We start from the raw sequence: 25358 nt of genomic DNA, 5'->3' as shown, positions 1-25358 counted from the left end.
CCGTGGCCCCGGGCGTTCGGCCTCAGGCCTCCGTGCCGGTTTGGCGGCGGCCGTCCACCCGGCGCGGCAGTCCCAGCGGGTTGCCGTCGCGCAGCTCCGGCGGCAGCAGGGTCTCCGGGGTGCCCTGGTAGACCACCGGGCGCAGCCAGCGCTCGATGGCGGTGCCCCCGACCGAGGTGGCGGTGGAGGTGGTGGCCGGGTACGGACCGCCGTGGTGCTGGGCGTGGGCCACCGCCACCCCCGTGGGCCAGCCGTTGACCAGGACCCGGCCGGCGAGCGGGGTGAGTTCGGCGAGCAGCCGGGCGGCCGGACCGTCCGGCTGCTCGGCCTCCTCGGCACCGAGGTGGACGGTCGCGGTGAGGTTCCCCGGGAGCCGGGCGAGGAGCCCGGAGACCTCCGTGCGGTCCCGGTAGCGCGCGATGACGGTCACCGGGCCGAAGCACTCCTCCAGCAGCAGTTGGTGCTCGGGGGCGGTGAGCCGCACGGCGGGGACGGTGAGGAACCCGGCGCTGACCGCGTTCGCCCCGCTGCCGCCCGGGGTCACCGGGCTCTCCACCTCGGGGAGCTCCCGCCGGGCCCGTACCCCCTCGATGAAGGCCTCCCGCACAGCGGCCCCCAGCATCACGCCCTCGGGGGTGCCGCTGACCGCCTCGGTGAGGGAGTCGACGAGGCGGTCGCCGTGCGGTCCCGCGGGGACCAGCACCAGCCCGGGCTTGACGCAGAACTGGCCGGTGCCCAGCGTGGCCGACCCGGCGAGTCCGGTGCCGATCCGCTCGGCCCGCTCGGCCGCCGCGGCCTCGGTCACCACGACCGGGTTGAGGCTGCCGAGTTCTCCGTGGAAGGGGATGGGCACCGGGCGGGCGGCGGCGGCGTCGTGGAGCGCCCGGCCACCGCGGACCGAGCCGGTGAACCCGGCGGCGGACACCAGCGGGTGCTCCACCAGGCGCACCCCCGCGTCGAAGCCGTGGAGCAGCCCGATGACGCTCTCCGGCAGACCGGAGAGCGCCGCGGCCCGGCGGAGCAGGGAGGCGCAGAGTTCGGAGGTCGCCGGATGGGCTGGGTGCGCCTTGACGACCACCGGGCAGCCGGCGGCGAGGGCGCTGGCCGTGTCGCCGCCCGGGACGGAGAAGGCGAGCGGGAAGTTGCTGGCCCCGTAGACGGCGACCACGCCCAGCGGCACCTTGTAGCGGCGGAGATCCGGCTGCGGGATCGGCGTCCGGTCCGGATCGGCGTGGTCGATCAGGATGTCCAGGAAGGCGCCCTCGTCGACGATGTCGGCGAAGGAGCGCAGTTGGTGGCAGGTGCGGGCGAGTTCGCCGGTGAGCCGGCCGGGCCCCAGGGCCGTCTCCGCGTCGGCCGCCTCCACGACCTGCTCACCGGCCTGCTCCAGCAGGTCGGCGGCGGTCCGCAGGAAGGCGGCGCGGACGGTCCGCCCGGCCAGCGCGCCGCGCGCCTGGTGTGCGGCGCGAACCACCCGGTCGACCTCCTCGGGGGTCGCCTCCACGGCGACCTCTTCCCGCTGCTTCCCAGTACGGGGGTCGACGCTCCACACTGCTGCTGCCACCGCGGATCCTCCTGCTTGCCGCACGGGTCGGCCCCGTGCCTGCCGCACGGCGCCGACCGTTCGATATGCTGAACAATGTCCCTGATGGTGAATTCCTGGGACTCTATTTCTGGGTTGACGAAGGGGTCAAGGTCGATGGCTGCTCCCGAGCCGGGCGGTGCGCAGGTCAAGTCGGCGGTGCGCACGGTGGAACTGCTGGAGTACTTCGCCGGCCGGCCCGGAATGCACAGCCTGGCCGCCGTGCAGGAGGCCGTCGGCTACCCGAAGAGCAGTCTGTACATGCTGCTGCGCACCCTGGTGGACCTCGGCTGGGTGGAGACGGACGCCACCGGCACCCGGTACGGGATCGGGGTACGGGCGCTGCTGGTCGGTACCTCCTACATCGACGGGGACGAGGTCGTGGCCACGGCCCGGGCCACCCTCGACCGACTGGCCGAGGACACCACCGAGACCATCCACCTGGCCCGCCTCGACGGCACCAGCGTCGTGTACCTGGCGACCCGCCAGTCCCAGCACTACCTGAGGCCGTTCACCCGGGTCGGTCGCCGGCTGCCGGCCCACTCCACCTCGTTGGGCAAGGCGCTGCTCGCCACCTACCCCGACGAGCGCGTCCGGGAGTTGCTGCCGCCGGAGCTGGAGAGGCTGACCGAGCACACCGTCACCGACCGGGAGCAGCTCATCGAAGAGCTCCGACTGGTCCGCGAACGCGGCTACGCGGTGGACAACGAGGAGAACACCCTCGGTCTGCGCTGCTTCGGCCTGGCCATCCCGTACCGCTCCCCCGCCCGCGACGCGATCAGTTGCTCGGTGCCGGTGGCCCGGCTGACGCCGGAGCATGAACAGCTGGTCACCCAGGCCCTGTTGGAGGCCCGGGACCGGCTCGCGCTGGCCACCCGGCACCTGTGAGACTCCGCGGCGGAACGGTCGCGGGACAGGGGCTAGGCTTTGCGCCGTCCCGTGATCCCCGGCGGGCGCACGACGAGAGCCACGGTGCCGCGCCGTGTTGCCTGAACGCCCGAAACCGCTGCGGCACCCGGGGGCACCTCCGCCCTGTGAGGCACCCGACTCGACGCCGTGCGCTGCTCCATCCGGCGTGACGGGACAGCCCTTGCCCGCTTCCCGAGGCTTTTGCGGAGGCCGATCGTGCGCGCACCCCGTTCCCTGTCCGGCTGGACGATGGCCGTCTTCGGAGGTCTGGCGGTCCTGATGGGGGTGACGGGGCTGGTCGCTCCGGACATCCTCCTCGGCACGCTGGGCTTCTCCGAGGTCCCGGCCGACGGAGCCGCCGTCGACCAGGCGGGCGTGCTCCTGGCCGCCTCGTCGATGGCCTCGTTCAACATGGGTGTCTACTACCTGCTCGCCGCCGCGGCCGACTGGCGGCCGTTCTTCCGCTGGACGGTGCCCTTCCGGTTGTTGACCTGCACCGTCTTCACCCTGCTCGTGGTGGTCGGCAAGGCCCCCGGCGCGTTCGTCACGGTCGGGCTCTGGGAGGGGCTGGGCGCCGTGGTGACGGGCGCCGCGCTCCGGCGTGAGTCCGTGGCGGCCCGCCGCGCCGTGGTCTGAGCCGCGGCGCGGCGCCGCCGTATTCGGAGGAGGATCAGCCGCGCCCGGCACCGGCGCCCTCTTCGACGATGTGCGGCACCAAGCGGGGATGGTCGACGCGGGTGCGCAGGACCGGCCGCCAGCCCACGTCGTCACCGAGCTCCTCCTCCGGGACCGCGGCGTTGTGCAGGCCGAGCAGATCGGTCAGGGATCCGTTGACGCGGTTGTTCCGCTCGGTCAGCACCGTGCCCTTCCATCCCTTGATGACCTGGGCCGGGTCGACCGGGGTGGGCAGTGTGACGGCGTTGGCCTCGACGTACAGCCGCGACTCGACCCCGACGCCCCAGGAGTAGGCGTAGCCGGACGCCGGTACCACGTGGTGGTTGTTGTAGACGTCGACCTGCCCGAAGCGGACCCGGGGCGCCCGCTCGACGATGTCCCGGAAGAGGTTGTGGTGCATGGTCACCCGGAGCCTCCCCCGGTCGGTGTCCCCGGCGCTGTCGCTGTTGCCGATGAGCACCGTCTTGTCGTGGTCGGCGAAGACGTTCCACGAGACGGTGACCAGGTCGGCGCCGCGGACGACGTCGAGTTCGCCGTCGTGCTGCTGGAAGAGCTGCCCGAAGTAGTGCGGCTGCCCGCTGTCGGGACGGCGGCCGTCGGTGAAGGTGTTGTGGTCCACCCAGACGTGGGTGGAGCCGTGGACCACCAGGTTGTCGTACTCGGAGTTCCACGCGCCGTCGGCGCCGTCGGTCGGATCCCACTGCGGGAAGCAGTCGTAGGCGTCCTCGAAGGTGAGCTCGCGCACCACGACGTTGTCCACGCCCTTGATCTGGAGGGTGCCGCCCAGCAGTCGCGGGTTCCGGCCCGTGCCCAGGATGGTGGTGTTGGGGCCGACGGAGAGCTTCACCCGCTCGGCCTGCCGCGCGGCGGACGCGGCGCGCGCCTCCTCCATCGGGCCGGAGGGCAGTTCCTCCCTCCCCCAGGTCGCCGGATCGTACGCCTTGAGGTAGCCCTCCCGCGAGTAGCCGTCGGTTGCGTAGTCCGCGCAGTCCAGGGGCCTACCGCGGTCGTCGGTGTTGGCGTCGATGGTGCCTGCCACCCGGATCACCCTGGGGGTGGGGTCGCCGTCCCCGAGCGCTCGGACGAGCTCGCCCCTGGTCCGGACGGTGAAGACGTGGGCGGCGTCGGCGTCGGCCCCGCCCGTGGTGCCCCCGCCGGCGGAGGCCCAGCCGTCCCGGGCGGGCAGTACCGGCCAGGCCGCGTCTCCCGGGTGCGCGGCTGCCGCCAGGGCCGGCGCGGCTGACAGGGCCGGAGCGGAGCAGCACAGCGCGGCGCCGCACAACACGGCGGCCGCGGCACGGCCGGGCCGCCGCTCCCGGCCTGTGGATCGGTGGGCGGTGGTCCGGTCGTTCGGTCTCATGGCGCGGTCACTCCTGACGCGGCTCGAATGGGAGCGGCGGTCGTTCACGGCACCGGGTTACTCCTGCTGCTGCCGCCACTCGGCCTGCGCCTCGTTGAGCAGGGTGGCGAGCTTGTCCGCGAACTCCTGCGCCGACACCTTTCCGAGCAGCACCTTCTGGAAGTCCGGCTCGGTGTCGGCCTTGCTGATGTTGTTCCAGTCGGGCAGGTAGTAGGGCAGCTGGACGATCCGGGTGTCGGGGTCGTTGACCGACTCCATCGCCGCCCTGATGGGCTTGGCGTCGGCCACCCAGGCGTCGTCGGCCGCGTCGTTGTTGGCGGGGATGGCTCCGGCCTCCTCGTTCCAGAGGCTGTTCATCTCCGGGGAGGCGGCGAACTCGATGAACTTCCACGCCGCCGACTTGTTCTTGCTGGTCCGGAAGAGTCCGAGGCCGTCCACCGGGTTGGAGACCACGGTGCGGACGCCGCCCTTCTCGGCGGGCGGCAGCGGGATCCCGTCGACCCGGTCCTCGCCGAACGCCTTCACATGGTCGGTGTACGAACCGAGGTTGTGCTGGAGCATCCCGATGTCGCCGCTGTCGAACTGGGCGACCATCTTGGCGAAGTCGTTGTTCAGGTCGGCGGCCGGGGTGGCCTTCTTGTACAGGCCGACGTACCTCTCCAGCGCCTTGACGTTCTCGGGGTCGTTGACGGTGGTCCTGTCGTCCTTCCAGAAGGTGTCGATACCGGACTGGGCGTACATCATCTCCAGGGCCTGCGCCACGGATCCGGCGCCGCCGCGGATGGTGAAGCCGAACTCGTTGGCCCCCCGGTCGGTGAGCTTCTCCGCCGCCGCGTAGAACTCCTCCCAGGTCTCCGGGGTCTCCAGGCCCGCCGCCTCGAACAGGTCGGTGCGGTACCAGAGGGTGCCCTGGTTGGCGGAGGTCGGCACGGAGAAGAGCTCCTTCCCGGACCCGCCGGCCGCCTCGACGCTGGCGACCATGCCGCGCGAGAGCCTGCCCTCGAGGGTGCTGTCCGCGATCCGTTCGGTGAGCGGTTCGAGGGCGTCCTGGGCCACCATGTTGGCCAGGTACGCGGTGCCGACGCCGCCGACGTCCGGCAGTCCGCCGCCGGCTATCGCGGTGTCGTACTTCGACTGCACATCGGTGATCGGCACCGGCACGTATGTGACCTTGATGTCCGGGTTCTGCTTCTCGAACTCGGCGATGATCTTCTTCCAGACGGCGGTGCGCGCCCCGCCGTTGTTGTCCCAGAACTCGATGGTGCCCCTGCCGTCGCCTTCCGCTCCGGCGGCGGCACCGGAGTCACCGCAGGCGGCGGCGGTGAGCGCGAGGACTCCGGCGACGGCCACCGCCGCGGCCCGCCGTCCTCTTCGGTGCTGCGAGATCCTCATTGCCCTCTCCTCTTCGGGGGATCGGTGTTCGGTGCCTGGACTGCTGCCGGGGTACTGCCCTACGAGGGGCCGCGTGGCTCCCGCCCTCTCAGGGGGCCCGCTCTCCGGGGCTCCCGCTCTTCCGGAACACGGTCTTCGGAGTCATGGGGCCCTCGGAGTCGACGCTTCCCCGGCGGTGTCGGCCACGCTGTCCGACGCCGCCCGGGCCCACTCCACGCCGAGTTCGGAGAAGAGCGCGAGGCGTTCCGCGCTCGCCTCGACCAGGGAGTCGACGCCCGGCACCACTCGGCGGGGGGCGACCGGGCGCCCGCCCCCGGGCTCCGCGGTGACGGTGTACCAGGTGCCACCGGGCAGCCGCACCGGTGGTGGGGCGCTCCGCACCGCCTCGACCACGCGCATGAAGGCTCCGGCACGCTCGGGGGGCACCAGCAGCGGGACGCCGGAGCGCAGGTGCTCGAGGAGGTTCTCCAGCAGGTCGGTCCGCCCGTGGAGGCGTTCTTCCGGGCCCCGGCCGGCCCGCTGGAGCAGCACGCGGCCCTCCTTGTACCAGAAGGTGATCCGGCCCTGGTCGCCGTGGACGACGACGTACGGTTCACCGGCCCGCTCGGCGCAGAGGGTGACCGCGACGGTGATGGTGGTCCCGCCCGCGGTCCGCAGTCGGAGGCAGGAGGTGTCGTCGGCCTCGATGTCGTTGGCCCGGAACTGCTCCAGTTCGACGGCGGCGATGTCCTCGGCCCGGTCGCCGCCCTCGATCCGCAGCGCGGTGGCGACGGCGTGGGCCAGCGGGTTGGTCAGCGCTCCGTCGACGACGTCCTGCCCGTCCAGGCGGCGCCGCCCGGCCCAGGGCGCGCGGGCGTAGTACTCCGCGTCGCGCACCCAGGCCCCGGCGGCTCCGATGCCGCGCAGCCGACCGATCGCGCCCTCCGCGACCAGCTCCCGGATGGCTTCCACGGCGTGGGATCCGAGCGACTGGAAACCGATCTGACAGACGGCACCGGCGTCGCGCAGGCCCTCGGTGAGCTGTTGGAAGGCGCGCTGTGAGGGGGCCGGCGGCTTCTCCAGCAGGATGTGCGAGCCGACCCGGGCCGCGGTGAGCGCCAGATCGACATGGGTCTGGATCGGTGTGCAGACGATGGTGACGGTGGCGCCGGTGCGCTCCAGCAGGTCGCGGAGGTGGGTGGACTGCTCGACCCGGCCGAAGCCGGCGAGCTCCGCTTCCGGGAGCGGCTGGAGTTCGCAGACGCCGGCCAGCCGCACCCGCCCGTCCGCGGCGAGCCGTGCGAGGTTCCGCCGGTGCCAGCGGCCGTGCCCGTTGCCGCCGACGAGCACCACGGGTACCGGACGCGGGCTCACCGGCCGGCCCCCTGCGGTACGGGGGCCGTCGGGGCGGCGGCCGGGCCCGATTTCTGGTGGGGTACCGCGCGCATGTTTCACGCTCCTTCGGAAGAGGTGGGACTCAGCCCTTCACGGCACCGGCGCTGAAGCCGGCGATCAGCCATTTCTGGATGAAGGCGAAGACGATGACCACCGGCACGGCCGCGACGACTCCGCCCGCGGCGAGCGCTCCGAGGTCGACGCTCTCGGCCCCGATGGTGTAGTTCAGCCCGACGGGGATCGTGTACTTGTCCTGGCCGCTGAGGAACATCAGCGCGAAGAGGAAGTGGTTCCAGCTGTGCACGAAGGCGAAGGAACCGACGGCGATCAGCCCGGGCCGCAGCAGCGGGAGCACCACGGCGCAGAACGCCCGGAAGCGTCCGCAGCCGTCGACCCAGGCGGCCTCCTCCAACTCGGCGGGCACGTTCCTGATGAACCCGCTGATCAGGATGAGGGAGAGCGGAAGCTGGAAGACGGTCTCGGCGATGACCACGCTCCACAGCGAGTTGACGAGGTCGAGATTGCGGAAGACCTCGAAGAGCGGGACGAGCATCAGTGCGCCGGGGATGAACTGGGAGCAGAGCAGGGCGAGCAGGAACCCGCCCCGGCCGCGGAAGTCGAAGCGGGCCAGCGCGTAGCCGCCGGCCAGCGCCACCACCGTGGTGGTGAGCAGCGAGGCGATGCCGACCAGGACGCTGTTGCGGAAGAAGACGGCGAAACCGAGGTCGTTCCAGACCTTGTCGAAGTGTTCGAGGGTGGCCGGCCAGGGCACGAGGGAGGTCGATCCGGCCGGGCGGAATGCGAACAGCAGCATCCAGTAGAAGGGGACGAGGGTGAAGAGCAGGTAGAGCACGAGCGGGAGGTGGATCTGCCAGCGGGGGGTCTCGTCGGCGACGCCTCGTTTCGACGGTCGGACGGCGGGCGGGCGAGGCCGCCCGCCGTCCCCGCGGACGCCGGGCCGCGGCCCGGTCAGGGCGGTGGTCATGTGCGGTCGCCCCCGAACTTGCTGAGACGCAGGTACAGGATGGAGGAGAACAGGAGGATCACGAAGGCGACCGTGGTCAGGGCCGAGGCGTAGCCGAAGTCATGGCCTTCGATACCGGTGTTGGCGACGTAGAGCGGCAGCGTGGTGGTGGTGCCGGCGGGTCCGCCGCCGGTCAGGGTGTACAGCAGGTCGACGTTGTTGAACTCCCACACCGCGCGCAGCAGCGTGGAGAGGACGATGGCGTCCTTCAGGTGCGGCAGGGTGATGGAGAGGAAGCGACGGAGCCGGCCGGCTCCGTCGACCGCGGCCGCCTCGTGGAGGTCCTTGGGGATGGACTGCAGGTCGGCCAGGATGAGGATGGCGAAGAAGGGGACGCCGCGCCAGAGTTCGGCCAGCACCGCGGCCCAGAACACCGTCCCGGTGTCGGACAGCACCGAGGTCCCGTACGCGCCGATGCCCGCGTCGGCGAGGTAGCGGCTGACGCCGGTGGACGGGTTGTAGAGCAGCATCCAGATGGTGGTGGTCAGGACACCGGAGACGGCCCAGGGTGAGAACACCAGGGCTCGGGCGAGGCCTCGGCCGACGAAGGTCTGGTTCACCAGGAGCGCCAGCGCGAGGCCGAAGGCGAGTTGGAGCCCCACCTCGGCGATGACCCACTTGGCGCTGAAGCCGAGGCTCTGCCAGAACAGCGGGTCCTCGGTGAGCAGCCGGGTGAAGTTCTCCAGGCCGGCGAAACCGTTCCGCCAGGGCTTGGTGACGTTGTAGTGCTGGAGGCTGTAGTAGAGGACGCTGACCATGGGGTAGGCGAGGAAGCCCAGCATGAGCAGCAGGGACGGCGATATCAGCAGGTACGGGACGCGGGCCGAACCGCCCGCCCGGCGGCGGCTTCGCCGTCCGGGCTCTCTGGCCACGGCGAGTGCCATGACTGCACTCTCCTTCTGTACTGGCTTTCTTTTCCGGGACTGTTCTGGGTAGGCCGGGTCCGACCTGACGGTTGGTGCTTCAGCCGCTGTTCCGTTCTCGACTCCCGGGGACGGCGGCTTCTCGGGTCCTCTCGGGTACGGCGGTTGCCTTCTGTGCCGCTATCGGGTGAGTTGCCCTGGTTAAGCGCTTGCGTGAGCCGGGTGGGGGTCCCGGCGGTCTCGTTGAGGGCCGGCGCTCAGCCGGCGTCGGCGGCGGGTACCCGGCCCGGTCGGGCCAGGAAGTCGAAGTCGCAGCCGGTGTCGGCCTGGGTGATGTGCTCCTGGTACAGCGCGCCGTAGCCCCGCCCGTAGCGCTTCGGCGGCCGCTGCCACCGCTGCCGCCGGCGGACGAGTTCGGCCTCGCCGACCTCCAGCCGCAGCAGCCGGCTCGGCACGTCGAGGGTGATCCGGTCCCCGGTGCGGACCAGGGCCAGCGGTCCGCCCACATGCGACTCCGGGGCGATGTGCAGCACGCAGGCTCCGTAACTGGTGCCGCTCATCCGGGCGTCGGAGATCCGCACCATGTCCCGGACCCCCTGTTTCAGCAGGCGGTCGGGGATGGGCAGCATGCCGTACTCGGGCATGCCGGGGCCGCCGAGCGGGCCGGAGCCCCGGAGCACCAGCACGCTGTCGGCGGTGATGTCCAACTCCGGGTCGTCGATGCCGGCCAGCATCGCCCGGTAGTCCTCGAAGACGACCGCCGGTCCGGTGTGCCGGAGCAGTCGCTCCGCGGCGGCGATGTGTTTGATGACCGCGCCGTCGGGGGCCAGGTTGCCCCGCAGCACCGCCACCCCGCCCTCCGGGGAGAGGGGGTCGTCCCGGGAGCGGATGACGTCCTCGTCGTGGACGCGGGCGCCGGCGAGCTGTTCGCGGAGCGTGGTGTGGGCGATGGTGGGGCGGTCGGGGTGCAGGTGGTCGATGAGCCGGGCCAGCAGCCCCGGGAGCCCTCCGGCGTAGTGGAAGTCCTCCATCAGGTGGGCCCCTCCGGGGCGGAGGTTGGCGAGCACCGGCACCCGGCGGGAGATGGTGTCGAAGTCGTCCAGGGTGAGCCGTACGCCGGAGCGGCCGGCCATCGCGATCAGATGGATGACGGCGTTGGTCGAGCCCCCGAGGGCGACGACGGTGGCCACCGCGTCCTGGTAGGCCTCCCGGGTGAGGAACTCGGAGAGCCTCCGGTCCCGCCACACCAACTCCACCGACCGCCGTCCGGCGGCGGCGGCCATCCTGCTGTGTCCGCTGTCGACCGCCGGTATGGAGGAGGCCCCGGGCTCGGTCACGCCGAGCGCCTCGGCGGCGGCCGTCATGGTGGAGGCGGTGCCCATCGTCATGCAGTGGCCGGGCGAGCGTGCCAGGCCGCACTCCAGCTCGGCCAGCTCGCAGTCGCCGATGAGCCCGGCGCGCTTGTCGTCCCAGTACTTCCACATGTCGGTGCCGGAACCGAGGGTCTGCCCGCGCCAGTGGCCGCGGAGCATCGGACCTGCGGGCACGAAGACGGTCGGCAGGTCGACCGAGGCGGCGCCCATGAGCAGAGCCGGGGTGGTCTTGTCGCAACCGCCCATCAGCACCGCGCCGTCCACCGGGTAGGAGCGCAGCAGCTCCTCCGTCTCCATGGCGAGGAGGTTCCGGTAGAGCATCGGGGTGGGCTTCTGGAAGGTCTCCGAGAGTGTGGCCACCGGGAACTCCAGCGGAAAACCGCCGGCCTGCCACACCCCGCGCTTGACGGCCTCCGCCCGCTCGCGCAGGTGCTGGTGGCAGGGGTTGATGTCGCTCCAGGTGTTGAGTACGGCGATGACCGGTTTGCCGAGGTGCTCCTCGGGCAGGTAGCCGAGCTGCCGGGTACGGGCCCGGTGGCTGAAGGAGCGCAGGCCGTCCGTGCCGTACCAGGCGTGGCTGCGCAGGTCCTCGGGGCGCTTGCCGGTCATGGCAGCTGCCACCCCCGCACCGCTTCGGCTACCCGGGCGCGTTTCTCCTCCGGCAGCAGCCGGCTGGGCGGGCGCACATCCCGGCGGCACAGGCCGAGCCCGGCCAGCGCCTCCTTGATGACCGTGACGTTGTCGGCGGAGTGCTGCTCGGCCCGTAGCTCCTCGAACTCCCGGATCCGCTCCCAGATCCGCATGGCGGCCGGGTAGTCGGCCCCCCGCAGCGCTTGCAGCAGGCCGAGTGAGAGCCCCGGGGCGATGTTGACCAGCCCGGAGGTGAATCCGGTGGCTCCGATGCTCCAGGATGCCGGTGCGTGCAGCTCGGCGAGCCCGGCGATCCACACGAAGCGCTCCAGCCCGGCGTCGCGCGCCACGGAGGCGAAGCGCACCGCGTCCGGTACCGCGTACTTCACGCCGATCACGTTGGGGCAGGCCGCGCCGAGTCGGGCGATGCGGTCGCCGTCCAGGTGCGGATCGCGGACGTAGGGGACGACGCCCAGTTCCGGCACGGCTTCCGCGATCGCCCGGTGGTAGTCCACCCATCCGTCGGGCGACACGTACGGGTGGACCGGCTGGTGGACCATCACCATCTGGGCGCCGCTCCGCCGGGCGTGCCGGGACGCCTCCACCGCGGTGGGGACGTCGTGGCCGATGCCCACGATGACGGCGGCCCGGTCGCCGGCCTCGGCCACGGTCATCTCGGTGACCGCCCGCCGCTCCTCGGGGGTGAGGGCGTAGAACTCCCCGGTGTTGCCGTTGGGAGTCACCGCCCGGATCCCGCCGTCGAGCAACCTGCGCAGAAGGGCTCGGTAGGTGTCCGACTCGATCCCCCCTTCGGCGTCGAACGGGGTCACCGGTATCGCGACGACGTCCGCGAGGGACTCCTTCAGCGGTGTGCAGTCCATTCGGTCCGCCCTTCCGTGTTGTCGCGGGTGTTGTGGTGTCTGCCGGTCGGTACGGGCCTGCTATGGGTGGCCGTCGTGCGCGTCGCCCCGCGGCTGGTGGGTGTCGTCGGGGAAGGCCCGCTGGACGAACGAGCCGATGTGCTCGTGGAGCAGACGCGCCGCGTCGTCCGCGTCGCCGGCGAGAGCCGTGTCGAGGATCTTCCGGTGTTCCTGGGCCTCCTGCTGCCAGGAGGGCACCCGCGCCCAGGCCGCCGTGGACACCAGCGCCGCCTGGTCCCGGAGTTCGTCGAGCATCCGGGCGAGCAGCGGGTTCCCGCAGGGGAGGTAGAGCGCTCGGTGGAAGTCCCGGTTGGCCAGGCTGCGATCGGCCGGGTCGGCCGCCCGGCCGGCCCGCTCCAGCGCCTCCTCCGCGGCTGCCAGCGACGCCGCGGAGCGCACCGTGCGGCGCAGCGCCTCCGGTTCGAGCAGCAGCCGTACGTCGTAGACCTCCCGTGCCATGGCCGCGTCCACGGTCCGCACGGTGGCGCCCTTGTACTGGCTCATGACGACCAGGCCCGTGCCGGCCAGGGTCTTCAGCGCCTCCCGCACCGGCGTCTTGGAGACGCCGAACCGTTGGGCCAACTCGGTCTCCACCAAGGGAGACCCAGGGCTCAACTGGCCGGTGAGGATGCCGTGCTTGATCGCCTCCTGCACGTACTGGGTCCGGGAGGGGATGGGGTTGGGCAACGGCCTCGGCGCCGGGCTGGCGGCAGTCTCCATGAAGGGGCCTCGGGTCTCGCGTATCGCGTCTCATATATGACGTATGAAGTACGCGTAGAAGCTAGGACCGCCCTGTTGCTTCGTCAATGCCCCCGGCGGAAGAAGATGCCCGTGGCGGTGCGCCACGGGCATCGGGCGGTGCGGGGGCCGGCGTCAGCTCGCGGCCACCGCCGCCAACGCGGTGCGGACTGCCGCCAGGTCCTCGTCGGATGCCAGCCCGGCGTGGTAGAGGCGGAGTTCGGTCGCTCCCAGTCCGGCCGCGTGGTCCGCGTCCGCGGCCAATCGGGCGGGGTGGCCGCCCATCCCGGAGACCACGGTGAAGTTGGCGGCGAGGGTGGTGTTTCTCCGGCGGTGCCGGGCGAAGGGCTCCAGCACCGCCGCCCGCTCCGCCGCCGAGCCGGTGCACGCCAGGACCACGCCGTCGGCGTGGGACAGCAGGTCCGCCGGGTCCGCTCCGGCGTTGGCCCCGCAGCGGTGCACCGCGGGGTCGGCGTGCAGCAGGACCCGGAAGCCCGCACCGGCCTCCGCCCGGACGGCCGCGACCGCCTCACGCTGCAGCGCCCGCGCCACCGCGGCGCGCCACCGGCGGGTGGCCGCCGCGAGTTCCCCGCCCAGGAGTGCTTCGATCCGGCCCCACTCCCCCGCCCGGCCGTCCGGCGCGGCCGACTCGTCCGCGGTCGGGGGCCGCCCGGACCACAGCGGCGCGAGGGCCCGCACGACCTGTTCCCGCAGTCGTTCCGGCTCCGCACCCGAGTCCAGGTACCCCTCCCGGCAGACCGCGCAGAAGCAGAGGGACATCAGGTACTGGGCCGCGCCGTCCAGCGGCACGCCGCCGATCTTGTCGTGGGCGTGCAGGTGCGCGAGGCCGTACCACCCGCAGGACTCCAGCTCGGCGCCTCCGGCTCCCGGGCGTACCGCCGCCTCGGCCGCGAGGGTGACCGCGTAGTCGCGCACCTCGGGCCGGGCGATACACGGCGCCCAGGGGTATCGGTCGCCGTAGGCGTTCCGCACCGAGTTGTCCGGATGTTCCTCGCCGAGCCGGGAGTTGTGGGCCAACACCACCCAGGAGTGCACCTGGAGTCCAGCGGCGGCGAGCGCCTCGGCCGCCGCCCCGTAGGGGTCCTCCCCGGGCGTCCAGCTCTGCCGGTACGGCTGGAGGGGGCGGCCGGCCCACCGCCCGGCGTCGGGCGGGTAGAGCACCGCCGCGTACCGGGCGGTGACGATTCGGTGCCGCGGATGGCGCGGCGTCAGTGCCCTGGTGGAGTGGTAGGCGGAGGCCAGCGTCACCTGCCGGACGCCGAGTTCGGCGAGCCGCTCGGGGCAGTGCGGGTCCCCCACGACGTCCCAGGGGTAGAGGAAGGCTGAGGCACGCAAGACGGGGCTCCTCGGATGGACGGGGACCGGCGGTCGCAATCTGACGTCGTGCGCTGATCCGCCAGAGATTACGGGACGGCGCTCAGCCCGCGACCACGGAGAGCCCGCGTTCGATCAACTCCGCCAACTCGCCGATGTGCTCGGGTTCCGGTTCGGAGAGCGGCGGGCGGACCCCGCCGACGTCCATCCCGCGGATCCGGACGCCGGCCTTGACCAGCGACACGGCGTAGCCCCGGCCCCGGTTCCGGAGTTCGACCAGCGGTCGGTAGAACACGTCGATCAACTGGTTCACCAGGGACTCGTCTCCGCGGTGCAGCGCCCGCTGGAAGGCGAGGGCCACCTCGGGCACGAAGCAGAACGCCGCGGAGGAGTAGAGGTGTACTCCGATACCCCGGTAGGCCTGCGCCGTGAGCTCGGCGGTCGGCAGCCCGTTGAAGTAGCGGAAGCCGCTGTCCGGCAGGGCGCTCCGCACCGCGCTCACCGTCCGCTGCATCAGGTCGAGGTCCCCGTGGCCGTCCTTGAGCCCGACCACGTTCGGGACCCGGGCGAGTTCGACAGCGGCTTCCGGGGTGAACACCGCGTTGTCCCGCTGGTAGACGATCAGTTCCAGCGGGGTGCTCTCGGCGAGCGCGCGGTAGTGGCGCAGGAGTCCCCGCTGGTCGGGGACGAGCAGGTAGGGCGGCATGGCCAGCAGTCCGTCCGCGCCGGCCTCTCCGGCGATGCGCGCGTACCGCACGGCGAGGGCGGTGCCGTAGCCGACCCCGGCCACGACCGGCACCCGGCCGTCCACCTCCGCTGTCACCGCGGCCACGCAGGCACCGAACTCCTGGTCGTCGAGGGCGTGGAACTCGCCGGTGCCGCAGCAGACGAAGACCGCGCCCGCGCCGGCGTCAACGCCGTGCCGGACATGGGCGCGCAGCACCGCGAGGTCGACGGAGCCGTCCGCGCCGTAGGCGGTCACCGGGAAGAACAGCAGACCGTCGAGCCGCTCGGCGAGTGATGGTTCTGAGGTCACGGTCTCTCCTGACAGACTGCCACAGTACACGGTTGTGATTTCTGTTTATATTCATGAACGAATTAAACGCTAGGCCACCGCCTCACGAGGGTCAAGGGAGCGACATCCTCCGAGGCCGACACCTCGTCACGGCTGCCTTGACGGACCCCGGACGCCTCCTTAGCGTGTCCACGTATCTGAATCGCGTTTACCACCAAGCCCGCCACGAACCGCCCGCCGCACCCTGAGGAGACCTCGCCCCATGGCCGGACCCCGCACTCTCCTCCTCACCGGCGCCGCCGGCGGCGTCGGCACCGCCATGCGGGAACTGCTGCCCGGTTACGGATACGACCTGCGGCTGTTCGATGTGACCCCGATCGAGACCGGGCCGGACGAGGCCCCGGCGATCACGGCCGACCTGGCGGACACCGAGGCGGTGCGCCGTGCGGTGCGGGGTGCCGACGCCGTCGTCCACCTCGCCGGGATCTCCCTGGAGTCGTCCTTCGACGACATCCTGCGCGCCAACGTCCAGGGCACGTACAACCTCTACGAGGGCGCCCGGGCGGAGGGCGTGCGCCGGGTGGTCTTCGCCTCCAGCAACCACGCGGTCGGCTTCACCCCGAGCCCGTCCGCCGGGGAGCCTCCGATCCCGGCCGACGTCCCGCACCGCCCGGACACCTTCTACGGCCTCTCCAAGTGCTTCGGAGAGGACCTGGCCTCCCTCTACTGGGACCGGCACGGCATCGAGACCGTGTCCATCCGGATCGGCTCCTGCTTCCCGCAGCCGACCTCGGTGCGCATGCTGTCGATCTGGCTGAGCCCGGAGGACTGCGCCCGACTGCTGCACGCCGCACTCACCGCCCAGGACGTCGGCCATACCGTGGTGAACGGCAGTTCCGCCAACACCCGCCAGTGGCTGGACCTCGCCAGCGCCCGAGCCCTCGGCTACGAGCCCCGGGACGACTCCGAGAAGTACGCGCGGAAACTCATCGACGAGCAGGGCGAACTCGACCTCGAGAACCCCGAACACGCCCGGTTGGGCGGCCGGTTCTGCACCGCTCAGCCACCGCTGTGGCAGCAGCCGGCTTCTCGGCCGTAGCGACGGCGAGCCCGTCGCCCCCGCTCGCCGCGCCCCCATGCCCTCGACCGCGCCCCTTGCGGCAGGACGACCACGGGCCCTCCAGCGCCTCCCCCGGCCCTCCGACCGGGCGTCGCCGACCACCCGGGCCGGGCCCTGTCCGCGACCTGCCGTGGCGCGACCCAGCCGCTGAGCCCCTGGCCCGGCTCCTACCACGCCTGGCCGGTCCTCGGCGGACTCCTCGTCGGGACCGCGTTCTGCGGGGTCAGCCTCTGGCGCGTCACCACACACGGCGTGAGCGACGACCGGCGCCAGGCCAGGGTGCGGGCGACGATCGGGGCCTGGGGCGTGCTGGTCGCCGCACCCCTCTTCGCCGTCGCCACCGGCATGGGGCTGGTGGTGCTGAGCCTGCCCTGCGGCGGAACCATGAGGGCCACCGCGCTCTGCTGCCTCGGGGCCACCGCCTTCGTCTCGGCGCTGAGCGCCGGCTGGTCGCTGGCCGCCCTGCTGGCGCCCCACGCCCACGTCGGCGAACCGTCATGACCGGGCGCCCGCTCACCATCCGGGTGGACCCGGCCACCCCCGTACCTCCGTTCGATCAGATCAGAGCGCAGCTCGCCGACCTGATCTCGGTCGGCCGCCTGACGAGGGCGAGCGGCTGCCGCCGGTGCGCCAGCTCGCCTCCGACCTCGGTCTGGCCGACAACACGGTGGTCCGGGCCTACCGAGAGCTGGAGTCGGCGGGGCTGGTGCAGGGAGGGGAGCCGGCACCCGGGTCACCGCCGCTGCCGCCCGGACCGATGCCAAGGACAGTCTCGCCGCCCACGCGCGCAACTACGCGGCGGCGTCCGGAACCTCGGGATCGGCAACGAGGAGGCGCTGGCGGCCGTTCGGCACGCGCTCGCCAGCCCCGAGGACCCTTGAATGCCGAGCCTGGTGGCACCTTGGGAGGACTGCGGGCGCCGAGGTCTCGCCGACCCGCCGCCCGGGCCCGGGGAACGGAACCGCACAGCTGAACCGTTCGTTACCTCCAGCATGACCGCTATGACCCCTGGCTCGAACATCCCGCTGAGCGTCCCCCGGGTGACGGTTGACGTCTCGGCTCCCGTACCGCTCGACGTTTCGGGCCTGTTGCTCGGCGCCTCCGGCAAGGTGCGCTCCGATGACGACTTCGTCTTCTACAACCAGCCCACGGGCCCGGGTGTGAGCCACCGGGCCGGTGGCGGTGCCGGACCCGACTCCATCACGGTGGACACCGCCGCGGTGCCGGCGGATATTGAGAAGATCGTGGTGACGGCGAGCCTCGACGCCCCCGGCGCGACCTTCGCCGGCACCGAGCCGACCGCCACCCTGCGCAGCGCGGACGACGGCAGCGTGCTCGCCACCTTCACCCCGCCGCAACTCGGCTCGGAGACCGCCCTCCTGGTGATGGAGGTGTACCGCAGGGGCGGCGCCTGGAAGGCGCGCGCGGTCGGGCAGGGCTACGCCAACGGCCTCTCAGGCATCGCCACGGACTTCGGGGTGACCGTGGAGGAGGAGCCCGCACAGCCCGCCACGGTCCCGGTGGGCGCGCCACCGCCGCCGACCGCCCCGCCGCCCGTCCCGCCGCAGCCCGCTCCGCCGCCGGCACCCCCGGCCGCGCCCTTCGGCGCTCCGTTCGCCGCTCCCCCGCCGCCCACGGCCCCGGCACCGGGCGGGAAGGTGAACCTCGACAAGGGCCGGGTCAGCCTGCAGAAGAACCAGACCGTCTCCCTGGTCAAGGGCGGTCAACCGCTGCTCAGCTCGGTGAGGATGGGGTTGGGTTGGGAACCGGCGTACCGCGGCAAGGACATCGACCTGGACGCCTCGGTCATCGCCTACGGCCCGGACCGGCAGATGGTCGCCGTCTGCTACTTCGGTGAACTGTCCATCCTGAACGGGGTGATCCAGCACTCGGGCGACAACCTCACCGGCGAGGGCGGTGGCGACGACGAGACGATCACCGTCCACCTCGCCAACATCCCCCCGCAGGTCACCGGACTGGTCTTCACCGTGAACTCCTACTCGGGGCAGAGGTTCACGGAGGTCGCGAAGGCCTACTGCCGGCTGCTGGACGCCGGCAGCAACCAGGAGATGGTCCGTTTCGACCTCACCCACGCCGAGCCGAGGACCGGCGTGATGATGTGCAAGCTGATCCGGCAGTTCTCCGGCGAGTGGGAGATGACGGCCATCGGTGAGTACATCGACTCGCGAACGGTGCGCGGCATGGTCGAGGCCGGCGCCCGCGCCCTGTAGCGGCCGGTACGGGTGGTCCGGCCGCCGGACCACCCGTACCCCCTCCCTCAACCCCTCCGGCGTGACCGGGCCTTGAAGGCCGCGGTGCGCGCTTCCTTGGCCTGCCGCGGGTCGGGATGCAGCCGCCCCATCGCCGCGAGCACCTCGGCGGTCGCCGGATGCTCCACCCGCCAGGCCGCCTCGAAGAAGCCGCTGTGCTGGTCCGCGAGTCCCCGCACCAACTCTTCCAGTTCGGCCGCGTCCTCACCGGCCGCCAACTGCGCCGCGATGGTGTCCACCGTCAGCCAGAAGACGAGTTCCGGCGAGGGCTCGGGCACGTCCCGGGCCCCGTGTTCGACGAGCCAGACCCTCGCCAGCCCGCCCAGCTGCGGATCGTCAAGCACCTCTCGGAGCGCGGGTTCGGCCGCCGCCGGCAGCAGTGAGAGGGCCTGCTGACAGCCGAGGCGGCGCAACGGCGCGCGCTCGTCGTCCCCCCTCCCGGCCGCCAGCAGCTCCCCGGCCGCCGCCACCACCTCGCGCCGGCCCAGCCAACCCTCGATCTCGGCCCGCGCGGCGGCGTCCGGAAACTCCGGCAGACGGTCCAGGAGAGTGGTGGCGCCCTCCTCGGCGAGCTCCCCGACCAGCGGTGCGGCCTCGCCCGCCTCAAGCAGCCCGGCCCGGATCCCGTAGACCCCGAGCGGGGTGAGTCGCACCAGCCCGTAACGGGTGAGGTCCTCCTGGTCGGGCGCACCCTGCGCCCCGACCGGCCGTCCGTCCGCCCGCCCGTCGGTCCCCGGCTCCTCGGTCTCCGGCTCATCGAACTCCTGCAGGAACTCCAGGTCGACGGGGCGGTACTCCAGCAGGCCGATGGGCTCGAGCAGCCGGAACCGTTCGTCCAGCCGCATCACCGCCGCCGAGACCTCCTCCAGGACCTCGTCCGTGGGCTCGGCCATATCCTGCGGCGCGATCACCGAGGCGACGAGCGCCGGCAGCGGCACCGGCTTCTCGGGGAAGCCGCCTTCGTGGGCGGTGATCCGGTACAGCTGCCGCAACACGCTCTCGAGGAAGGCGCCCTCCTGGTCCCGGTCCCGGTCCAACGCCTCCAGCGAACCGAGGTCCACCTCCCCGCCGTCGGCGGCGCTCGCCACCAGCTCCGAGATATCGGGCGCGGCGGCGTCCGACAGGGCGGCCTCCAGCCCCGTGAGCCAGATGTCGAGGACTTCCCGGGGGCTGCCCGCGGTGATCCGGGCCGCTGTCTCCCCGGTGGTCGCGGTACCGCCGCCGTCCTCCGTCGCGGAGGGGTCGCCGGTCCCGTCCTCCTCGACCTCCACCAGGCCGGTGTCGACGGCGAGCAGCCACGCCTCGTCGGTCTCCGCCCTGCCCTCGTCGCCCTCGGCCAGGCCCAGGTGGGCGGTAGCCTCGTCCAACTCCTCCTTCAGCAGCGCCCCGCCGGCGTCGACCCGGACTCCCGGGGCGGCCCACCGGGCGAGCCGGACGGCCCGGGCCAACCGCGGCCCGGAGAGGGCCGCGCCGGCGAGTTCGGCCTCGGAGAGCAGCCGCACGGGGGGCATGGGCGAACTCTTTGCGGACATCGGAAGCTCTCCTCGGAAGACCGATCGGGGCGGGCCTGAGCTGGTGCAGGCGGATTCGGAACACGGCGCACGGCCGCAGGCGTGGCCAGCCTAAGGGTTGCCCCGTGTTCCCCGGTGGATCGAGCGCCCGGCAGCGCAGGCGGTGCGTCGCACGGCGAACGCCCGAGACCGCCCTCCCGAGCCCCCGCCTGGCGCCAACCCCCACCTCACGCCGCCGAACCGCCGGTCAACTCCCGGACGGTGACGTGGTACCTAGATGTCTCGGAGGCCAGGCCTGGCCCCCCGGTCGGCCAGGGTCCGGCGGTACCTACACCACCGGGCGTGTGCGGTGACGCTGCCTTCGGTGGGCCGGCCCAGTCCGGCGAGGAGGCGCAGCAGGGTGGACTCTCCGCGGCCGTTGGGGCCGAGGACCCGGGTACCCGAGACCGCGGTGGGCGGTACGCCGGGACAACCCTTAGGGCGCCCGGAAGGCAGCGGAGATGGCCCAACCTCCGAGTGGGCTACTCAGGCATGCCTGACCCAAACGGAATCGGCCTCTCCGCTGGGTTCTTCCGCTCTCTTCGAGCCGACGCTTCCGGGTGTGTCCGACTCCTCCCCACTTCCCGGGAGCCGACCTGCCCGGGGTCCGGTGTCTGCGAACCCCTGAGAACCCACGGAGCGTCATCCGGGTCGGCGCGCCGACCCGGATGACGCTCTTCAGGCCCCCGTGGATCAGGGCTTGAACCGCAGCACCTGCGGGTCGTGGTCGCTGTTCTGCTCGGCGAACTCGGCGTTGATGTGCACGCTGTCGTAGCTGAGACCGCCGAGGCGGACGGCCGGGCTGACCAGGATCTGGTCCAGCACCTGGCTGTTTCCCTGGTAGTCGTAGGTGTAACGCTCGTTCCTGGGCAGCGACTTGATCGCCGACCAGAGCGCCCCGCCGCGCTCCAGGCGCTGCGTGGTGCCGGAGAACTCGAAGTCGTTGATGTCGCCCAGCGTCACCACCCGCGCCTTCCGGTCCACCTTCAGGATCTTCTTCACGAAGGTGTTCACGATCTCGGCCTGTCGGTGCCGCTGGCCCTCCGAGCCGCGCGTCGGCGGCTGGTACTGCGAGTGCAGCGCCTGGTCGCCGCCCTTGGAGGCGAAGTGGTTGGCGATCACGAACACCGTGCGGCCCCGGAAGACGAACTCCCCGGCGAGCGGCTTGCGGCTGTCCGACCAGGCTTCGTCGGCGGGGTCGACCCGCCCGGGCGAGGCCGTCAGCGCCGCACCGCCGCGCGCCCGGGTCACACCGACGGCCGTGGTGGCGTCCCCGCCGGGCCGGTCCGTGAAGGAGACCCGCTCCGGGTTGAACAGGAAGACCTGGCGGATGTTCCCGCCGGGCTCCCCGCCGTCCGCCTTGTCGACCGGGTCGATGGCGCGCCAGTCGTAGCGGGGGCCGCCCGCCGCGACGATCGCGTCGGTGAACTGCCGAACCGTACGCTCCGCCGAGACCGTGCCGTCGTCCTCCGGGCCGTTGTCGTCCTGGATCTCCTCGACCGCCACGATGTCCGGCGAGGCCAGGTGGGTCACCACGCCCTCGGCGAGCCGGTCGAACTTCTCCTGCGGATCGGTCGGGTCGAGGTTCTCCACGTTGTAGGTGGCCACCGCGAGTTCGCCGTTCTTCTGCTTGCGGGTGGTCTCCCTCACCGGCGACCGGCCGTCGACGGTGCCGATCGTCCGGGCGTTGAGGGTGTAGCCGCCGTACTCGGTGTAGTCCAGCGGGCCTTCGGTGGTGCCGCGCAGCCGCTGCCCCACGTCGGCGACCGGGAATGTCTGTTCCTCCGCGGGGATCAGTGACTGGATCTGCAACCGGCCGGAGTTCTGGTCGGAGTACGAGCCGTAGACGGCGCCACCCCGGGCACTGGCGTTCTGCCGGGGCTTGACGGTGACCCACAGCTCGCCGTACGGGTTGCTCGCGGTGACCACCCGCGAGGAGCCGATGCGGACGTTCATGCCCTCCAGCGACTCGAAGAGGTCCAGGGCGTACCGGGAGGGCCGCAGCTCCAGGGCGTTGACCGATCCGTCCGCGGCCGGGTCGCCGGCCGGCGCGTAGGCCTCGGGCACCGACCTGGAGTCCAGCACGACGGCCTTCGGCAGGCGGTTGCCGGAGGATTCCACCGTCACCGTCGGTTGGGTGATCTCGGTCAGCGACTGGTTGCCGGAGGAGGCGCCGCCGGGCACGTACTCCGAGACCGTGCCGGAGACCCGAACCGCGTCCCCGACCGCCACGGTGGGCGCGGAGTTGGTGAAGACGAAGATGCCCTCGCTGGTGGCCGGGTCGTTGTCGGGCCGCGGGTCCTGGAACCAGAAGCCCTTGGAGCCTTCGGTACGGACACCGGTGACGATGCCCGGCACATCGGCCACCTGCTGGCCTGCGAACGGGGATATGCGGGTCGTTCCCTGGATGTCGTGGATGCGGACCTCGTCCGCCTGGGCGGGCGAGGTGAGCACCACGGCGGTGAGCGTGGAGCAGACGGCGGCGACGGTGAGCGCGGCGATGCGCGACGAGGACTTGCTCGGCAAGGTTCCCTCCGGGGGGTGTGGGGGCAGCGGCGCCGGGACGAGGGCGGAGCCGAGAAGTTCCGGCCGCAGGCCACGGGCCGCCGGCCGCAATCCGGGGGTACGGTCTCACCAGCACCTTCTTCTACGCGCGTCAATGTCTTGCCCCGCGGGGGGAGTTGTCAAGGACCCGTCCATGTGCGGTTGGTTACTCGGCGCTCGGCTCTTCAGCGGATTCGCCGCTCAGCCGACGCTCCGCACAGCTCCACGGTCGTCCGACTGCGGCCAGTCGGCGGCCCGGCGGCCGGGACCAGTTGGCAGCGACCGGACAGCTCCTGAAACGCCCCGCCCGCCGGTGCGGTAACTTGACCGCTCATTCCTTCACGCTTTCGAACACCGAGGACACGCGGGAGCAGCATGGTCTGGATCGTCGCCGGGTTGATCGCGCTGGCTGCCGCCGGAGTCTGCGGTTATCTGACACGGCGGGCGCACGGCCGCATCCGTTCGATGGAAGCCACCGAGACCCTGACCACCGCCGAGCTCAAGGAGCTGCACCGGGCAGCGGTGGAGGCCGCCGGCGAGGGGGTGTTCCGGCACCGCTGCGAGGTGGTGGGCGTGGCCCGACCGCACCGGAACGGAACGCTGACCTCAGAGCTGGAGAAGGTGTCCTGCGTCTGGCACAAGCACAAGATCACGCGTAAGTACGAGGAGACCGAGCGGAACAGCGACGGCGAGGAGCGCACCGTCACCAAGCACGAGGTGGTGGCCGAACACACCACGGAGACCGCCTTCTTCCTGGAGGACGGCACCGGCAAGACGGTGATCCGTCCCGCCGGACACGACATCGACCGTGCGGAGAAGGCCCTCGACCGCTTCCGGCCGCACCACGGCGGAGGGCAGCTGACGATCGGTCCGCTGACCATCGGCGCGCGCGGCAGCACCATCGGCTTCAAGGAGGAGGAGTGGGTTGTCCGTCCCGGCACCCGGCTCTACGTCCACGGTGAGGCGAGCGACGCTTCCGGCGGCCGGCTGGCGGTGGGCGCGCCCGCGGAGCGCGGGGTCTTCATCATGTCGACGCGCTCCGAGGCCGAGTTGCTGCGCGGCGAGAACAACCGGCTCCTGGGCTTCGGCATAGCCTCGGGGACAGCCGCGGTGGCGGCGGCGGTGCTCCTGGTGATCGGCGCGGTCAACATCACGGGGTGAGCTGCTCGCAGGGCCGTCCGGCACCGTGCGGGGCGCCGCCGCCGGTTCATGCCGCGGCGCTCCGGACACCGAGGGCCAGCAGCATCACGGACGTGGTCCTGGCCATCGCCTTCCGGAAACCCGGTTTCCGCAGAGCCTGCGCGGCGCCGCCGACGAGCAGGGTCCAGACGAGGAGCCAGAGCGTGATCAGCACCGCGTGGGCGGTGGCCAGGACGAGGATCTGACCGCGGAAGGACTCACCGGTCGCGATGAACTGGGGCACCAGCGTCAGGTAGATGGACGCCGCCTTCGGGTTGAGGACGTTGGCGAGCAGCGCCTGAGCGTAGACGGAGTCCGGCCGCTTCGGCGGCAGTGCGCGGGAGCGGGCGGACGCCGGGTTCGCTGCGGTGGAGCGCCATGTCCAGACCCCCAGACCGATGAGGTAGACGGCACCGATGATCCTTACCGCGGTGAAGGCCTGACCGGAGTGCATGACCAGGGCCGACAGCCCGGCCACGGCGAGAGCCGCGTGGAGGTACAGGCCGGTGGCCGTGCCGAGGATGACGGGAACAGCCTGGCGGCGCCCCTTGTCGGAGGTGTGTCGGATCAGCAGGGCCAGGCTGGCTCCCGGGGTGGCGATCAGCGGAAGGATCGCCACCAGGAACCCGGCGACTGCGTGGGAACGGACCATCGTGCCTCCGAGCAGTGCCGGCGCGTGGTCAGATCACGACGCGGTAGTGGGTGGTCAGGCGCCGGTCGTCGTCCAGGACGTGGAAGGCGAGGCCCGGCGGCTGCTCACGGTCCGCGGGGGCGTCGCCCTCCCAGGGCATCCGCAGGGTCCAGGTGACCGCCGGTCCGACGATCAACGGGCGCCCGGCGAACGTCGAGCCGGCCGCGGTGTGGGCATGGCCGGTGAGGACGGCGACCACCTCCGGGTGCGCCTGGAGCAGGTCGGCCAGCGGCCCGGTCTCTTCGAGCATGCAGGAGTCCGGCAGTGGGTGGTGCATACGGACCGGCGGCTGGTGGAAGGCGAGCAGTGCCGGGGCGTCCTGCGGTAGCTCGGTGAGGGTCGTCTCGATCCACGCCAGGGTCTCGGCGTCGAGGCGGCCCTCGTCACGGCCCGGGATCGTCGAGTCGCACATCAGGACGGCGGTGCCGCCGATGTGGTGGGCCTGGTTGATGGGGCCGGGTTCGGGCGCGGTTCCGAGCAGCGCCTTGCGGTAGGCCGGTCGTGCGTCGTGGTTCCCGGGGCAGGTGAGCACGGGAAACGGGGCCTTCAGGATCCGCGTCGCCTCCTCGTACTCACCCTCCGCACCGTGGTCGGCGATGTCCCCGGTCACCAGGAGCGCGTCGACCTCGCGGGGCAGGGCCCGCAGGTAGTCCATGACACGGGTGGCGCGTCGGGCCGCCCGCTCGCCGCCGTCCAGGTGCAGGTCGCTGATCTGAGCAAGCAAGGTCATTCCGCTGTCCCCTCCGTCGGCAGCGCAGCCGCTGGCCTCCGCCCGGCATGAGCCGCCACCCACTTCAAGCTCTAATGGAATTTT

The 25358-nt window shown here is 72.1% G+C and carries 23 protein-coding genes; 7 read left to right on the top strand and 16 right to left on the bottom strand.

Going from position 1 to position 25358, the window contains the following annotated elements:
* Nucleotides 1-22: 22 nt before the first annotated feature.
* Nucleotides 23-1564 carry an aldehyde dehydrogenase (NADP(+)) gene (locus tag BGP73_RS03925; RefSeq protein ID WP_069811955.1) on the bottom strand — a complete coding sequence of 514 codons (1542 nt, stop codon included), beginning with the start codon at nt 1562-1564 and terminating at the stop codon, nt 23-25.
* 135 nt (nt 1565-1699) lie between these two features.
* On the opposite strand from BGP73_RS03925, the gene BGP73_RS03920 reads away from it, so the two are divergent.
* A complete protein-coding gene (locus BGP73_RS03920; RefSeq protein WP_069811954.1) occupies nt 1700-2470 on the top strand; it encodes an IclR family transcriptional regulator in 771 nt (256 codons plus the stop codon).
* Nucleotides 2471-2740: 270 nt separating this feature from the next.
* Nucleotides 2741-3127, top strand: coding sequence for a hypothetical protein (locus tag BGP73_RS03915; protein ID WP_212732778.1), 387 nt, complete (start codon nt 2741-2743; stop codon nt 3125-3127).
* Between the two features lie 34 nt (nt 3128-3161).
* Here BGP73_RS03915 and BGP73_RS03910 read toward each other — a convergent pair whose 3' ends face one another.
* The 10 genes from BGP73_RS03910 to BGP73_RS03865 form a co-directional block, all read right to left on the bottom strand.
* Nucleotides 3162-4526 carry a pectate lyase family protein gene (locus tag BGP73_RS03910; protein ID WP_079127168.1) on the bottom strand — a complete coding sequence of 455 codons (1365 nt, stop codon included), beginning with the start codon at nt 4524-4526 and terminating at the stop codon, nt 3162-3164.
* Between the two features lie 57 nt (nt 4527-4583).
* Nucleotides 4584-5918, bottom strand: coding sequence for an ABC transporter substrate-binding protein (locus BGP73_RS03905; protein WP_069811953.1), 1335 nt, complete (start codon nt 5916-5918; stop codon nt 4584-4586).
* A 141-nt stretch (nt 5919-6059) separates the two neighbouring features.
* The gene (locus BGP73_RS03900; protein ID WP_069811952.1) at nt 6060-7271 is read right to left on the bottom strand and encodes a Gfo/Idh/MocA family protein; all 1212 of its coding nucleotides are present in this window, start codon (nt 7269-7271) and stop codon (nt 6060-6062) included.
* A 103-nt stretch (nt 7272-7374) separates the two neighbouring features.
* The gene (locus BGP73_RS03895) at nt 7375-8277 is read right to left on the bottom strand and encodes a carbohydrate ABC transporter permease (protein WP_069811951.1); all 903 of its coding nucleotides are present in this window, start codon (nt 8275-8277) and stop codon (nt 7375-7377) included.
* On the bottom strand, nt 8274-9200 hold the full coding sequence (locus BGP73_RS03890; RefSeq protein ID WP_069811950.1) for a carbohydrate ABC transporter permease: 927 nt from the start codon (nt 9198-9200) through the stop codon (nt 8274-8276). Before BGP73_RS03890 ends, BGP73_RS03895 begins: the two co-directional genes overlap by 4 nt.
* Before the next feature lie 236 nt (nt 9201-9436).
* Nucleotides 9437-11161 carry an L-arabinonate dehydratase gene (araD, locus tag BGP73_RS03885; RefSeq protein ID WP_069811949.1) on the bottom strand — a complete coding sequence of 575 codons (1725 nt, stop codon included), beginning with the start codon at nt 11159-11161 and terminating at the stop codon, nt 9437-9439.
* Nucleotides 11158-12063 carry a dihydrodipicolinate synthase family protein gene (locus tag BGP73_RS03880; protein WP_069811948.1) on the bottom strand — a complete coding sequence of 302 codons (906 nt, stop codon included), beginning with the start codon at nt 12061-12063 and terminating at the stop codon, nt 11158-11160. The genes araD and BGP73_RS03880 overlap by 4 nt, the downstream gene beginning before the upstream one ends.
* Before the next feature lie 60 nt (nt 12064-12123).
* On the bottom strand, nt 12124-12822 hold the full coding sequence (locus tag BGP73_RS03875; protein WP_069811947.1) for a GntR family transcriptional regulator: 699 nt from the start codon (nt 12820-12822) through the stop codon (nt 12124-12126).
* A 153-nt stretch (nt 12823-12975) separates the two neighbouring features.
* Entirely contained in the window at nt 12976-14196 is a 1221-nt protein-coding gene (locus BGP73_RS03870; protein ID WP_069811946.1) for a hypothetical protein, read from the bottom strand.
* Nucleotides 14197-14278: 82 nt separating this feature from the next.
* The gene (locus BGP73_RS03865) at nt 14279-15211 is read right to left on the bottom strand and encodes a 5-dehydro-4-deoxyglucarate dehydratase (RefSeq protein WP_069811945.1); all 933 of its coding nucleotides are present in this window, start codon (nt 15209-15211) and stop codon (nt 14279-14281) included.
* A gap of 241 nt (nt 15212-15452) precedes the next feature.
* Here BGP73_RS03865 and BGP73_RS03860 point away from each other — a divergent pair, with 241 nt between their 5' ends.
* The 4 genes from BGP73_RS03860 (at nt 15453) to BGP73_RS03850 (ending at nt 18541) form a co-directional block, all read left to right on the top strand.
* Nucleotides 15453-16289, top strand: a complete 837-nt coding sequence (locus BGP73_RS03860; RefSeq protein WP_069811944.1) for an NAD-dependent epimerase/dehydratase family protein — start codon at nt 15453-15455, stop codon at nt 16287-16289.
* Between the two features lie 273 nt (nt 16290-16562).
* Nucleotides 16563-16811: a hypothetical protein gene (locus BGP73_RS03855; protein ID WP_069811943.1), complete on the top strand. Its 249-nt coding sequence runs from the start codon at nt 16563-16565 to the stop codon at nt 16809-16811.
* A gap of 124 nt (nt 16812-16935) precedes the next feature.
* A complete protein-coding gene (locus tag BGP73_RS21770; RefSeq protein WP_244501065.1) occupies nt 16936-17283 on the top strand; it encodes a hypothetical protein in 348 nt (115 codons plus the stop codon).
* 28 nt (nt 17284-17311) lie between these two features.
* Nucleotides 17312-18541, top strand: coding sequence for a TerD family protein (locus BGP73_RS03850; RefSeq protein ID WP_170837734.1), 1230 nt, complete (start codon nt 17312-17314; stop codon nt 18539-18541).
* A 47-nt stretch (nt 18542-18588) separates the two neighbouring features.
* Here the strand turns inward: BGP73_RS03850 and BGP73_RS03845 are convergent, their stop codons facing one another.
* The 3 genes from BGP73_RS03845 to BGP73_RS03840 all read right to left on the bottom strand — a co-directional run bounded on the left by BGP73_RS03845 (nt 18589) and on the right by BGP73_RS03840 (nt 22656).
* Nucleotides 18589-20112 carry a hypothetical protein gene (locus tag BGP73_RS03845; RefSeq protein ID WP_069811941.1) on the bottom strand — a complete coding sequence of 508 codons (1524 nt, stop codon included), beginning with the start codon at nt 20110-20112 and terminating at the stop codon, nt 18589-18591.
* Between the two features lie 252 nt (nt 20113-20364).
* Complete coding sequence (locus BGP73_RS23735) at nt 20365-20586, bottom strand: ATP-binding cassette domain-containing protein (protein ID WP_280138129.1); 222 nt, start codon at nt 20584-20586, stop codon at nt 20365-20367.
* Between the two features lie 237 nt (nt 20587-20823).
* Entirely contained in the window at nt 20824-22656 is a 1833-nt protein-coding gene (locus BGP73_RS03840) for an endonuclease/exonuclease/phosphatase family protein (protein WP_069812114.1), read from the bottom strand.
* Between the two features lie 393 nt (nt 22657-23049).
* Here BGP73_RS03840 and BGP73_RS03835 point away from each other — a divergent pair, with 393 nt between their 5' ends.
* Entirely contained in the window at nt 23050-23835 is a 786-nt protein-coding gene (locus BGP73_RS03835) for a GIDE domain-containing protein (RefSeq protein WP_069811940.1), read from the top strand.
* Nucleotides 23836-23881: 46 nt separating this feature from the next.
* On the opposite strand, the gene BGP73_RS03830 is transcribed toward BGP73_RS03835, so the two are convergent.
* Both BGP73_RS03830 and BGP73_RS03825 read right to left on the bottom strand, forming a co-directional pair.
* Entirely contained in the window at nt 23882-24505 is a 624-nt protein-coding gene (locus tag BGP73_RS03830) for a LysE family translocator (RefSeq protein ID WP_069811939.1), read from the bottom strand.
* A gap of 28 nt (nt 24506-24533) precedes the next feature.
* Nucleotides 24534-25274 (bottom strand): metallophosphoesterase, encoded by a 741-nt coding sequence (locus BGP73_RS03825; protein ID WP_069811938.1) that lies wholly within the window; start codon nt 25272-25274, stop codon nt 24534-24536.
* Nucleotides 25275-25358: the final 84 nt, after the last annotated feature.

Origin of the sequence: Streptomyces sp. TP-A0874 (genome assembly GCF_001748085.1) — a bacterium.
Classification (GTDB): Bacteria; Actinomycetota; Actinomycetes; order Streptomycetales; family Streptomycetaceae; genus Streptomyces.
The sequence above is the reverse complement of the archived record's forward strand: the minus strand, read 5'-3'. Positions and strand labels throughout refer to the sequence as shown.